At 34.6% G+C, this 12,724-nt stretch carries 17 protein-coding genes and 1 tRNA gene; 5 read left to right on the forward strand and 13 right to left on the reverse strand.

Translation table 11 applies throughout. From position 1 onward, the window contains the following. Window positions 1-84: 84 nt before the first annotated feature. From RAM17_RS08295 to RAM17_RS08330, 8 genes are all read right to left on the reverse strand, one after another. Window positions 85-225 (reverse strand): hypothetical protein, encoded by a 141-nt coding sequence (locus RAM17_RS08295; protein WP_181414653.1) that lies wholly within the window; start codon window positions 223-225, stop codon window positions 85-87. Between the two features lie 192 nt (window positions 226-417). Next, entirely contained in the window at window positions 418-711 is a 294-nt protein-coding gene (locus RAM17_RS08300) for a hypothetical protein (protein ID WP_146208316.1), read from the reverse strand. A gap of 589 nt (window positions 712-1,300) precedes the next feature. Next, on the reverse strand, window positions 1,301-1,666 hold the full coding sequence (locus RAM17_RS08305; protein ID WP_110447680.1) for a hypothetical protein: 366 nt from the start codon (window positions 1,664-1,666) through the stop codon (window positions 1,301-1,303). A gap of 162 nt (window positions 1,667-1,828) precedes the next feature. Continuing rightward, on the reverse strand, window positions 1,829-2,245 hold the full coding sequence (locus RAM17_RS08310; RefSeq protein ID WP_110447679.1) for a hypothetical protein: 417 nt from the start codon (window positions 2,243-2,245) through the stop codon (window positions 1,829-1,831). A gap of 187 nt (window positions 2,246-2,432) precedes the next feature. After that, entirely contained in the window at window positions 2,433-2,876 is a 444-nt protein-coding gene (locus tag RAM17_RS08315; protein ID WP_110447678.1) for a hypothetical protein, read from the reverse strand. Window positions 2,877-3,099: 223 nt separating this feature from the next. After that, window positions 3,100-3,348 carry a hypothetical protein gene (locus RAM17_RS08320; protein WP_110447677.1) on the reverse strand — a complete coding sequence of 83 codons (249 nt, stop codon included), beginning with the start codon at window positions 3,346-3,348 and terminating at the stop codon, window positions 3,100-3,102. Next, window positions 3,339-3,587 carry a hypothetical protein gene (locus RAM17_RS08325; protein ID WP_110447676.1) on the reverse strand — a complete coding sequence of 83 codons (249 nt, stop codon included), beginning with the start codon at window positions 3,585-3,587 and terminating at the stop codon, window positions 3,339-3,341. Before RAM17_RS08325 ends, RAM17_RS08320 begins: the two co-directional genes overlap by 10 nt. A gap of 293 nt (window positions 3,588-3,880) precedes the next feature. Further along, window positions 3,881-4,300, reverse strand: a complete 420-nt coding sequence (locus RAM17_RS08330; RefSeq protein ID WP_110447675.1) for a hypothetical protein — start codon at window positions 4,298-4,300, stop codon at window positions 3,881-3,883. A 207-nt stretch (window positions 4,301-4,507) separates the two neighbouring features. Here RAM17_RS08330 and RAM17_RS08335 point away from each other — a divergent pair, with 207 nt between their 5' ends. Beyond that, the gene (locus RAM17_RS08335; RefSeq protein ID WP_181414652.1) at window positions 4,508-4,672 is read left to right on the forward strand and encodes a hypothetical protein; all 165 of its coding nucleotides are present in this window, start codon (window positions 4,508-4,510) and stop codon (window positions 4,670-4,672) included. A gap of 79 nt (window positions 4,673-4,751) precedes the next feature. Here the strand turns inward: RAM17_RS08335 and RAM17_RS08340 are convergent. From RAM17_RS08340 to dusA, 3 genes are all read right to left on the reverse strand, one after another. Beyond that, window positions 4,752-4,828 (reverse strand) — tRNA-Arg (locus RAM17_RS08340). Window positions 4,829-5,135: 307 nt separating this feature from the next. Next, window positions 5,136-7,151, reverse strand: coding sequence for a DNA helicase Rep (gene rep / locus RAM17_RS08345; RefSeq protein WP_110447674.1), 2,016 nt, complete (start codon window positions 7,149-7,151; stop codon window positions 5,136-5,138). Window positions 7,152-7,247: 96 nt separating this feature from the next. Beyond that, complete coding sequence (gene dusA, locus RAM17_RS08350) at window positions 7,248-8,174, reverse strand: tRNA dihydrouridine(20/20a) synthase DusA (RefSeq protein ID WP_110448048.1); 927 nt, start codon at window positions 8,172-8,174, stop codon at window positions 7,248-7,250. 125 nt (window positions 8,175-8,299) lie between these two features. Here dusA and RAM17_RS08355 point away from each other — a divergent pair, with 125 nt between their 5' ends. Continuing rightward, entirely contained in the window at window positions 8,300-8,674 is a 375-nt protein-coding gene (locus tag RAM17_RS08355; protein WP_110447673.1) for a DUF5362 family protein, read from the forward strand. 80 nt (window positions 8,675-8,754) lie between these two features. Here RAM17_RS08355 and bamE read toward each other — a convergent pair whose 3' ends face one another. Further along, window positions 8,755-9,222 (reverse strand): outer membrane protein assembly factor BamE, encoded by a 468-nt coding sequence (bamE, locus tag RAM17_RS08360; RefSeq protein ID WP_110447672.1) that lies wholly within the window; start codon window positions 9,220-9,222, stop codon window positions 8,755-8,757. 210 nt (window positions 9,223-9,432) lie between these two features. Here bamE and RAM17_RS08365 point away from each other — a divergent pair, with 210 nt between their 5' ends. After that, window positions 9,433-10,044 (forward strand): FKBP-type peptidyl-prolyl cis-trans isomerase, encoded by a 612-nt coding sequence (locus tag RAM17_RS08365; protein ID WP_110447671.1) that lies wholly within the window; start codon window positions 9,433-9,435, stop codon window positions 10,042-10,044. Window positions 10,045-10,081: 37 nt separating this feature from the next. Here the strand turns inward: RAM17_RS08365 and RAM17_RS08370 are convergent, their stop codons facing one another. Beyond that, entirely contained in the window at window positions 10,082-11,275 is a 1,194-nt protein-coding gene (locus RAM17_RS08370) for an MFS transporter (RefSeq protein ID WP_110447670.1), read from the reverse strand. A gap of 134 nt (window positions 11,276-11,409) precedes the next feature. On the opposite strand from RAM17_RS08370, the gene dapB reads away from it, so the two are divergent. Together dapB and tadA are read left to right on the forward strand one after the other, a co-directional pair. Beyond that, a complete protein-coding gene (dapB, locus tag RAM17_RS08375; RefSeq protein WP_110447669.1) occupies window positions 11,410-12,231 on the forward strand; it encodes a 4-hydroxy-tetrahydrodipicolinate reductase in 822 nt (273 codons plus the stop codon). Window positions 12,232-12,240: 9 nt separating this feature from the next. Continuing rightward, window positions 12,241-12,711, forward strand: coding sequence for a tRNA adenosine(34) deaminase TadA (gene tadA, locus RAM17_RS08380; protein WP_110447668.1), 471 nt, complete (start codon window positions 12,241-12,243; stop codon window positions 12,709-12,711). Window positions 12,712-12,724 lie beyond the last annotated feature (13 nt).

Raw genomic sequence — 12,724 nt, forward strand, 5'->3', positions numbered from 1 at the left:
GCCGTCTTCTGCAAATTCACACATCCCCACGGTCAAACCAGTTAGCCAATCGCTTTGATTTTGGTCTTCCAGTTGCCAACTTTGTTATAGAACCTCTTTTGCATTGTTGTATTCCTCAGTAACCTTACCTATTTCATTCGGGTTATTTGCCCCCTTCAATGCAATATCACGTTGAGAATTTGACTCTGACAATTCATTGTATCGACCTGCGTTTTTAGAAGTCATTCCGAAGGTAGCCTGTTCAGCTAGAGATTTAGCAACCAAGTTAGTAGAATACCCTTGCATTTTGCGAAGCGCTTTTGTGGCTGTTTCGTATTGTGCAATCTCTACACTTAAAGCCGCATTTTTCGCTTGTTGAGTTAATAATGCTGCTTTGTGACTAGAATATACTTTTCTTGTGCTGTAAGTTTGCTTTTATCAGTTTTGCTCTAGCTCTTCGATTTGTGCTTGTAAGCCAAAGTATTTTTTGCTCTCAGATGTGATAGTGTTGACTGTTAACGATTGTTTACGTAATGATTTAAACTGATTCATCAAGCTAATTTCTTGCTGTCTTGATGATTGAAGCATGTCAGTTGTTGATGTCCCTCTTCCGCCTCTATCGCTGTTGTTACGCCTAATTGCTGCTGCGACTGTCTTTCTTTTATCATCTGTTGCATATCCTTCACCGGCCGGTTTAAAGATTTTATTCGGTTCATCTGCAAGCCGATTCATTTCTTTAATTTCAGCTTCTATTTTCTCATCTCTTGTCATTGACATTTGAGAATAATAAAATTTACTCTTTTTCGGGTCGATTGCTTTGTTGAAATTCTGTTCCTACGCTTTGAGTATTTCAACCCTGAAAGCTGCATCCCCAGCTTTTGTTGCTATTTCAACTAATGAATCAATAAATCATTTTAATTTTTCTGAACCGTTGTTTGATGTTGTGTATAACTTGCTTATTTCTTCAATTAAATTGTTAATTTTTTAGTAGCTTGCAGTGAATCTGTCTCGACGCGTATATCAGCCATTTGTACTAGAATACTTTGAGCTTGTTTTTCAGTTGTACCAAAATATTCAGCATAATTTTCTATTTTTATCTTTATGTCAGCAGTGCTTCCTGCGGTCAGCGCATCTGTTGAATCAAGAAAAGCGTTTAAACTTTTAGTTTATTGATGAAGTCAGTTTTAGCTTTATTTGCTAATGTCTCTGCAAATATTACTTCTTTTTGCTTTACCGCTACATCTGCAAACAATTGATTGTAATTGTTGATATAAAGCATGCTAGCTTTATATGAGGCCCTTACCTGCTCAGTGATTTTCTCTTAATCTTTTGATGCAGTGCTAACATTTTTTAATCCGTCAATCTGTTTTCTATAGCTAGCATAAAGTTTGTCACCAGACTCAGCAAGTTGTATTCTCGCCACCACAAGCCTTCGTTCTTGTTCTGTAGCTATTCGTGTCGCTTTTGGGTTTTTAACTGCATTTTGATAAACACGCTCAAATTCACGCAACTCTTCATCAGTTATATTTAATGAGCGTTTTTTTGCTGCTGTTAATTCATCAGTAGCTGATGCTGCTTCTTCTGTTTTTTTACTGAATGCATCTAATTTTCTGCTTGCTTCGTCTACGCTCTGAGTGTTGATTTCAAGCGTAAGAGATTGATTGCTTCTGCCATTTATTTTCTCCAAACATAAAAAAACCGCAATTAGGCGGTCTTATTTATTAAGTTTTTGATTAATTGTTTTTAAATACAATAATGAATTTAATGCAAATTAAATAATTTATCGGATTGTATTTGTGACAACATATTTTCTCCAGATAATAAAATACTCTATAAATGATTAGTCTATTTAGAACGCAGTTCTATAAATACCATATCCACCATTTAAGGAATGAGCAATCCTATATGTTAAAACTTGACTTTTCTCAATATCCCCTTCAACTTCAACCATTCCTCCGCCGCAAATTCCATTTGCCACCATGCTAAAAATTCTTTTCCCTAAGAGCGGATAAATAACAACTTTTTCCGCAGGGTTTAAATCAGCAATTTTAACTCCGTCAACAAAAAGAGAATCAGAGCAAGCGCTACTTACAAATCCTTTATCTCTTTTTATAATAACCATTCCTGAATTTTCTTTTTTTACAAAAATATCCTGGTTATATATCCGCTGCTCAGGAACGTTTAATGCCGCATCATTTGACACTGGTGACGATGAGCACCCTATCAATGTAAAACCAATTAACCCCAAAAAAACAATTTTTTTCATACCATTCATCCTAATACATTAAATTATTTTTAGGCAATAGTAAGTTATTTAGGGATTCGGAGCAATAAAAAACCGCCACTAGGCCGGTTTATAATAGTTTTGTATTTTATCTCTGTACCTACAGGGTACATGTTATAAAACCCTCGTTAGAGAGTTTTATTTAGAAATTATATTTTTGAATAAAGAATTAATTCATTCTTTTACAGTGCATTAATGTTTTGTTCTTTTTATTATATTCCGAGTCAGTAAACATCTGTGATGTCTCAGTAGTCATTTTAAACTCATCATCTGATATATATTCGAGTTTGTTATAACCAGTTATTTTTGTGTCATCGAAAGTATTGCTATATTCATCATTTAATTTTTTAAAATCCAGCTTTATTTTTCTATCACTATCGGGCAATTTTACAAATAGAGCATCGTTTTCCTTTATATATACAATTAACGATTTTCCTTGATTAACAGGTGTCGAGTAATCCTGAAATAAACCATTTTTCCATTCAGCTTCTTGTGTGCTAGCTGTGCACTCCCAATCCCCTACAAGCATCTCCTCAGTTACTTTCTTACCACCTTCATCACCACAACCATACAAACCGAAACAAACTAAACCTAACAATGCAATTCTTTTCATACCATCTCCTTTTTTAGGTAATGGTATTTTATTTAAGAATTAGGAGCAATAAAAAACCACCCGTAGGTGGTATGTGTGAATTTAATGTAATTTTAAGGTTTATCAGCAAGTTTAGAAATGAATTGTCCGTGAATTTTTTTTAAGTATTCAGTTGCTGAATCTCTTGTTGCTTTATATTTTAGCTGATCACTAATAAACGTATATTTAGATCTAGCCTGATTAATTATTTCACCCCACGTATAAATCCAAACGCTATGATTAGGGGGGCAAGTACTAGCCCTCTAGGCCTATTTAACTGATTAACAGCATTTTCTACAGAATCATCTAACTCATTTGATACAGCAATAAATATCCATTTAGTTTTACTTTGATCAAACCGTTCATCTTTCGATATAGCTCCAGCATAGCCCTTTATTTGTCCAAGAACCTCCTGATCTATTTTTTTTGAAGGTCTCTTAAGCTCTACAACCAAATGTTCAAACTCCCCTTCTCTAGGTTGTAGAGATGTAGAAAAAACAAATCAACACGTCCTAATTTCCCGTTCGCTTGAATTACTTTATTTGATAAATCAATATCATCTTTTTTAAGAGACGTAATATGCTTTTCAAGAAGTTCATTTAAAGTATCCTCACTTCCAGCTAGAGCAAAATCTTCTCTAAAAATCCATGATTCTCGCTCCAAAATTTTATGAAGCGGATCTCTTTCCAGCAAAGTTTTTTTGTCTCTTTATCAAAAAGCAACTGTTCAAGCACTTTAATAAAATTTAATCGGTCAGTTATAATTTATGAGGATTTAATTACTGATGATAAAGTTGTTTGCTTTAATAAGTTTGCTAAATCATCCTGCTCTTCTTTTTTTAGCCCCAACACTTCACTTATTATTTTTTGAACTGATTCAGGGTTATTTTCAATCGCTTGTTTTAACAAGGTAAAAGTGAATTGTTTACTTTTTTTATTTGCCTTTCAAATTTATCAAGATGATTTGCAACATTAACAGCCAAGATATCAAAAATTTGCCTCTCTGCATTTTTTAAAACAACACTTGATGTCTTCACGATTATAAGGATAGATACCCTCACTAATCCAATTTTCAATAATTTTAGATTTATTTTTTAAGTCTTGATCAACAAAATGTTTTTTAATTTTATCTTCAATTATCTCTAAAATTTCATTCGAATCTGGATCTAAATCAGTTTCCAACGTTCCTGAACTACATAATTCTTTAAAATAATCTGATGCCGCATAAACCGAAATATTTTTTTGATTTACTCTTAGTTTATTTTTTATCTTTCGCTCACCTAAAACGAATCCATTTTCATCGCAAAGATGGATAATCTCTTCAGATTTGTTTCTCCATTGAACAATAGATATTTTTAAACTAAATTTTTGGCTACCTACACGGCAGTAAACTAGAACCTTATACACAATAAACTTTGTTCAGAAACCACTATTCGGTATATCCCTATGTGTATAGGGAACACTTAATCACCACCAAACCTGCGAAATTTGGTGATGAACTGAACAAGGTTCTCAGTACCGTTGCACGAGGAAAACGGCGAGCCTTTCGGCTCCCTTGTCCAGCCCACCATAGAAAGGATATAGCTAGATTTATGTATAAAAGTACCTGACGGTGTGATATATAAATATAAACTTTCAAAATCTGGTAGCTTATACGGCTTATCTTTTGGTTTTGCGGATTCAATTGCTTTTATTGTTAACATAATTTACGGTATTTGTGTTGCTTGGCTTGAAAAATACCGTGAAAAGATTGGCGTTGTCAATCGTTTTAGGTCGTAATTAATCGTTCTAATCTTGTTGATAATCTTTATTTGATAAGGGTTTAATCGTCTTCAATCGGGCTGGATCGTTGTTGAAATGGCGTCCCCTACAGGATTCGAACCTGTGACCTACGGCTTAGAAGGCCGTTGCTCTATCCAGCTGAGCTAAGGAGACATTAAGTAGCAGAATTAATATAACGCAGAGTATTATATAAAGCTATTTTGATCCGTCAATGCTTTTTAATCGATTATTAGGTTATATAGTCAAAATATCATCAATTTAATGGCATAATCGCTATATTGAAAATTTTTCTAATAAAAAATCGGGTATTTTGCTAAAAATAAATAAAAATGTATTTATTATTAAGCCTAAAAAACCCCTTTCCTCAATTTTTTTATATTATTGTTAATTTAGTCTGATTTAATTATAAATCATGATAGCAATTCGATTGCTGTATTATCTTAATTGAAATATTAGTCTTTTATTTAGCATTGGCTATTTGTGCTTTTAGCATAGCTAAACGACTTTGCCCTTGTTGCATCTTTTTCTCAGGTGATAATTCATGACGCTGATCTTGCCATACTAAATCGTCTTGAGGAAGTTCAAGTAAAAAGCGACTTGGTTCTACATAAACTGTTTCACCAAATTGTTTTCTCTGTCGACTAAATGAAAAGGTTAATTCCCGTTGTGCTCGAGTGATGCCAACATAAGCAAGCCGTCGTTCTTCTTCAATATTATCCTCATCTATACTGGTTTGATGTGGCAATAACCCTTCTGACATGCCAATTAAGTATACATAAGGAAACTCAAGCCCTTTAGAAGCATGTAATGTCATTAATTGTACTTGATCCAGTTCTTCTTCTGTTTCATTACGCTCTAACATATCACGCAAGGTAAATCTAGCTACAGCCTGCTCTAAAGTTAATCCTTCATCGATATCATCACCCTGTAACATATCATTTAACCAGCTCACCAACTGTTCTACATTACGCATGCGCATTTGCCCAGCCGTTGGCGAAGATGAGGTTTCATAGATCCAACTTTCATAATGAATACCATGTAAGAGTTCATGAATGGCAGCCATCGGCTCTATATGTGATTTTTCAATCAAAGAATCAAACCAGTGAATAAAGGTATGCAATGTCTCCATGCGTTTACCTGAAAGTAATTCCGTTAATCCCATATCATGGCTTGCTTGATATAAGCTAACTCCACGATGATTTGCCCTCTCCCCTAATTTTTGGATGGTTGCAGGTCCAATTTCACGTTTTGGGGTATTAATAATCCGAATAAATGCATTATCATCGTCAGGATTGGTTAATAATCGAAGATAGGCCATTAAATCTTTGATTTCAATTCGAGCAAAAAAAGATGTACCGCCTGAAATTCGATAAGGAATTCGATATTGCATTAGCATTTTTTCAATTAAACGAGATTGATGGTTACCTCGATACAAAATGGCATATTGACCATATTGGCTATTATTGGCAAATCGATGTCCAATTAAGTCATTAACCACTTTTTCTGCTTCATGTTCTTCATTATCAGCTGATATAACTTTTAGATGTTCTCCATAACCGAGTTCGGAAAATAATTTCTTTTCAAAGATGTGAGGGTTATTTTCAATTAAAATATTGGCAACTTTTAATATTCTTCCTGATGATCGGTAATTTTGTTCTAACTTAATTACTTCTAGTTGAGGAAAGTCCTGCTTGAGTAAAACTAAATTTTTAGGACGGGCACCACGCCATGAATAAATTGATTGATCATCATCGCCGACAACCGTAAATTTAGCTCGGCTACCTACCAATAATTTAATAAATTCATATTGACTAGTATTGGTATCTTGATACTCATCAATTAATAGATAACGAATACGGTTTTGCCATTTTTCTCTAACTTCTTCATTGGTTTTTAATAGCAATGTCGGTAATAAAATAAGATCGTCAAAATCTAATATGCTACATGCTTTAAGTTGCTTTTCATAAAGTTGATAACAATGAGCAAATAGCTTTTCTTTATTAGTTTGTGCTCTCGCCATTGCAATGGTTGAATCAACAATATCATTCTTCCAATTCGAAATAGTTGAACGTAACTGATTAATAAGATCTTTATCACCATCTAACCATTGCTGGGTAAGCTCTTTGAGCAAAGCGAATTGATCATGATCATCAAATAGTGAAAAATTAGCTTTAATACCAAGATGTTTATATTCTCGACGTACAATATCCAGTCCTAAGGTATGGAAGGTTGAAATTTTTAACCCTCTTGCCTCAGGCTTACTCAACGATTGGGCTATGCGTTCTTTCATTTCCCGAGCCGCTTTATTAGTAAAAGTAACAGCAACAATATGTCGAGGCAAATATTCTTTTACCCGAATTAAATAAGCAATTTTATTAATAATTACTCGAGTTTTACCTGAACCCGCACCTGCTAGTACCAGACAAGGCCCTGAAACATATTCGACAGCTTGTTGTTGACTTGAATTTAAACGCACAGAAGAGAACCCTAAGTAAAATTGTTCGCTAGTATATACTGAACCGTCGAGCATGTGCAATCAAGCATACTTCGAAACATCTCATAACATTTGTCGCTATTGAATAAAAGTTAATGCTTGTTCAACAACTTCTATTCCTACCCCTTTTTTATGGGCATTTTCACTCAAATAGCGTCGCCACTGTTTAGCCCCCTTTCTACCATTAAAGATACCTAAGGTATGACGCATAATATGATTGAGCTGAGCGCCTTGAGTTAGCTGCGTTTCAATATAAGGATAAAGTTCTTGTATTGCAGCTATAGGATCAGGAATTGGAGCATCAGAACCAAAGATTTGTTGATCAATTTGCGTCAATAGAATAGGATTTTGATAAGCCTCACGACCAACCATAACACCATCAACAAAAGTTAAATGCTGCTTGATTTCATCAATGGTTTTAATTCCTCCATTTATGGCGATTGTTAGATGAGGATAATCACGTTTCAATTGATATACTCGCTCATAATCAAGTGGTGGCACTTCGCGATTTTCTTTTGGACTAAGTCCGGAAAGCCAAGCTTTACGAGCATGTACAATAAATGTTTCGCTATAAGGCATGACTTTATCAATAAATTCACATAAAAATTCATAACTATCTTGATTATCAATACCAATACGTGTTTTTACCGTAACGGGAATACTAACAGCATTTTGCATGGCATCAATACAATTTGCGACTAAATCAGCTTTCGCCATTAAACAGGCACCAAACATACCATTTTGTACGCGGTCGGAAGGGCATCCGACATTGAGATTGATTTCGTCATATCCTCGTTCTTCGGCTAATTTTGCACATTTAGCCAATGCAATAGGATCACTTCCACCTAGTTGAAGACTCAAAGGGTGTTCTTGGCTATTGAAAGCTAAATAATCGCCTTTACCAAATAAAATTGCCCCTGTAGTTACCATTTCACTATAAAGTAACGTCTGTTTAGTCAAAATACGATGAAAATAACGACAATGTTTATCCGTCCAATCCAACATGGGAGCTATTGAAAAACGATTTAATATAGATTTTTTTTGCAAATTAGCCTCGACATAAAAAAATAAAATGTTATTCTATCCGGCATTTTTTGATAGTACAACAATATATAATGTAAGGAATAAATATGGATCTTAATCAACCGAAAAGTATTACTATTAATTCAACTGAAATGTTAAAAAAACAGATGAAATTTATAGCAATAATGCAACAAATCTATGGAGTTATAATGATAATTATCGGCGCCTTATCTTGTTTAGGGATAATATCTGCTATCATCGGTATTCCGGTAATTTTAGCTGGTGTAAAACTATTCAAATCAGGCAGCACATTTGGTATGGCTGCAAATTTTGATAACGAACGAAATCTTGTTGAAGCTATTGAAAATTTACATGGCTATTGGAAGTTTACATTAATTGCTTTTATTTGTTCTATTTTATTTTTCATCATTTATATGATTCTTATAGTAGCGCTTATTTCTTCTATTGGTGGTCACTACTAATAGACCGATTTAATCGAATTTGACATTGATTGAACATAGACATAAAAAAACCTCGTTATAATAACGAGGTTTTTTTGATTCTATTCTGATTCCGATTCGAGTTCTGATGAAGTTTCCGATGATTGTTGATTAGTTAGATTATCATTGTCATCTTCAGACTTAATGTCAATAGGATCTGAAATTTCCTGTTTATTCATTTCCTCTAATGACAAAGAACCTTCTAATGTAGAAGTTTTAATATCACTCACTACCCCCATCCCATCAAAATAAACGGCATAAGTGATTTGGCTCACATTACCATGGCGTGGCTGTTGGCGAAAAACATAATACCAAACATTATCCCCAAAAGATGAGGTTAACATTGGCGATCCCATAATAAATACCACCTGCTCTTTGCTTTGGCCTACTTGTAATAATTCTATTGCATCTTTTGTTACATAATTACCTTGATTGATATCAGGTCGATAAACCCAACGATCAACAAGTGAACAACCAGTTAGTAACATACTGGTCACAATAGCAAGCGAAATAGATTTACGAAACGGCATTTAAAATCATCCATTCAAAAATACAATAAAACTTATTATCGCTGATATTTTAACTAAGCGCTAGATAAAATAGTAAATTCTTCTCTAAATTTATATTAGAAAGCATTGTTATATTGATGATAATTAATAGGAGTAGATATTTTTCTTCTTATCTTTAATCGTAATGCTCTATAATAACTAACTTAATATTAACAATATGACAGGTAAAAAATGAAATTAGATACTATTGAGCAAAAAGCAAGTTACGCAATTGGACTACAAATTGGCCAGCAACTGAAAGAGTCGGGCTTAAATAATTTAGAACTTAATGCACTAAAATTAGCTATGGAAGATGTATTAAGTGGTAACCAACCGGCTTTACCTTTACAAGAATTGCATGATGCTCTTCGTCACGTTCATGAACAAGCTTCTAAAGAAAAAGCGAAGCAAGCTGAAAAAATTGCCCAAGCAGGAAAAGACTTTTTAACGGAAAATCTTAAAAAAGACGGCATAAAATCAACTGAATCAGGTTTACAATACGAAATAGTTAAACAAGGTACTGGCGCATATCCAAAAGCAACTGACCGAGTGCAAGTTCATTATACTGGACAGCTAATCGATGGCACGGTATTTGATAGTTCAGTTGAACGAGGTCAACCGGCTGAATTCCCTGTTAATGGTGTTATTCGTGGTTGGGTTGAAGCGTTACAATTAATGCCTGAAGGCTCAAAATGGCGGTTATATATTCCTCAAGAATTAGCTTATGGTTCTCAAGGTGCAGGAGCGTCGATTCCACCATATAGTACTCTAATTTTTGATGTTGAATTGTTAAAGGTTCTCTAATAAAAATGGACGTAGATAGCGTCCATTTTTGTTATATTTAACTATTACGTATTTTAGGTAAGTAGCAAGTACATAACGCAGCTAACAATAATAAAGCACTGGCTATACCAAAGGCAATAAAGTGATTATGCCATGTGTCATAGGCCCATCCACCCAACCACGAACCAATCATTGCGCCAATTTGGTGACCTAAATAGGTTAAACCTGAAAGCAAACCAACAATTTTTACACCGTAAATATCAGCAGATATGGCACTTGATAAAGATAAAGCGCCAGCCCAGACTAACCCACCTAATAAGGCTATGGTATAAAGTTGCCATTGCGTTGCTGCAATAACTAATGCTATAAATCCTATACCCCGAACAAAATAGATCATAGCTAATACAAATTTTCGTGGCACAATATCTGAAATATAGCCAAGCAGTAATGTGCTAAATATTGCCACCAGACCAATTAAACCTAGTCCAGAAGAACTGGTTATTGAATCAAACCCATGATCCATTAACATAGGAACACCGTGAGTCCCAAGTAAATTCATGCTAAATCCACAAGTAAACAAACCAAAACTAAGTAGCCAAAAAGGTCGCGTTTTTAAGACTTGACCTAACGTCATTTCAGGTTTTAAATCATGATTATTCTCAGTTGTATCAGTATCACTTTTTTTATCTTTCATAATAAAGAGCGCTATCGGTAAAGCTAACAGCATAAAAAATAGTGAAAATGCTATCAATGTAGTTTGCCATCCATAAAGTGGAATAAAATAAGCAAATACAGGTAACATAACGGCAATGCCCGCCATACTGCCACTCGATAAAATAAACAAGGCCAATCCGCGATGTTTGCTAAACCAACGAACAACAATCGGTGTAAAACTTACCGAACCGACAAACGAGGTACCAAAAGATAACGCGATCCCAAAGGATAACAAAAAATTCCAATAATCAGTTATATTAGCTGCCCAAACAGACGAAATAATAATAATTAGTGAACCTAATAATAATACAAAGCGTGTTCCATATTTGCTAACTAAATAGCCGGCTATTGGCATCGCAATTCCTGAAAACAGCATACCAATAGCAATAATACTTGATAAAGTACTACGACTAAATTGCAGATCATTGGCGATAGGTAAAAAGAATACCCCCATACTCATCCGTAATCCGCTTGAGAGCAGTGTTAACAATGCAGCAGCAATAACAATGTTCCATCCAAAATACCATTTACAACACATAACGTATCCTATTTTTATTATAAGAATAATAGGAACAAAGTATAACATTTTGCCTTTTAGCTGGTATATAACTTAATAGTTTTCCGCTATAATATTTGTTTATGTATATAAGGTGATAATGTAAGGAAAGTTATATGTCTACAAGTATGATTCGCATCGCTATTGCTGGCGCTGGAGGTAAGATGGGTCGTCAACTCATTCAAGCCGTATCCCAAATTGAAGGTGTGACTTTAGGCGCTGCTTTTGAAAGAGAAGGATCATCGTTGATAGGTAGTGATGCTGGTGAGCTTGCTGGTATTGGACTGTGTGGTGTAAAAGTCACTGATAATCTATTAAAAGCAAAAGATCAGTTTGATGTATTAATTGATTTTACTCGTCCTGAAGGGACTCTAGCACATCTAACTTTTTGCGTCGAACATAAGAAAATGATGATAATCGGCACAACTGGCTTTGATGAAGCAGGTAAACAAGCAATTGCTAATGCCGCACAACAAATTGCAATTGTATTTGCTGCTAACTTCAGCGTTGGTGTTAACTTAGTACTTAAATTACTCGAAAAAGCCACCCAAATTATGGGTGATTATACTGATATCGAAATTATCGAAGCCCATCATCGTCATAAAGTCGATGCCCCATCAGGTACCGCTCTTGCTATGGGCGAAGCTATTGCTGATGCACTTGGTTGTAACTTAAATGAACGTGCAGTTTATTGCCGAGAAGGCCATACCGGAGAAAGACAAAAAGGTGCAATTGGTTTTGCTACTATTCGAGCTGGTGATATTGTAGGTGAACATACTGCTATCTTTGCTGATGTTGGGGAACGAGTTGAAATTAGTCATAAAGCTTCAAGTCGAATGACATTTGCTAATGGAGCAGTACGTGCTGCATTATGGCTTGCTAAGCAGCCGGTTGGACTTTATGATATGCGTGATGTACTTAATCTAAATAATTTATAATATTAAAGCATGACAGATGAAATTTGGATGCGTCATGCATTAGAATTAGCAAAATGCGCTGAATCTATAGGAGAAATTCCGGTCGGCGCAGTAATTGTTGATGAAAACGGACAACTTATTGGTGAAGGATTTAATCAATCAATTATTAAGCATAACCCAACTGCTCATGCAGAAATCATGGCGATTGAACAAGCAGGTCGATTTTTACACAACTACCGTTTAGTCAATACAACATTGTATGTTACTCTTGAACCTTGTATTATGTGTGCAGGTGCTATTATACATAGTCGAATCAAACGTGTAGTGTATGGTGCTAGTGATTATAAAACTGGTGCTGCTGGTTCTTATATCAATATTCTTTCCAGAACGGGCATTAATCATTTTGCCCAAATAACTAGTGGTGTTTTAGCTAGTGAATGTAGCTCAATGTTAAGCAACTTTTTCAAAAAACGTCGTTTAGAAAAAAAACAAAATAAATAATATTGTCATATTA

It is taken from the genome of Gilliamella apis (genome assembly GCF_030758615.1).
Classification (GTDB): domain Bacteria; phylum Pseudomonadota; class Gammaproteobacteria; order Enterobacterales; family Orbaceae; genus Gilliamella; species Gilliamella apis_A.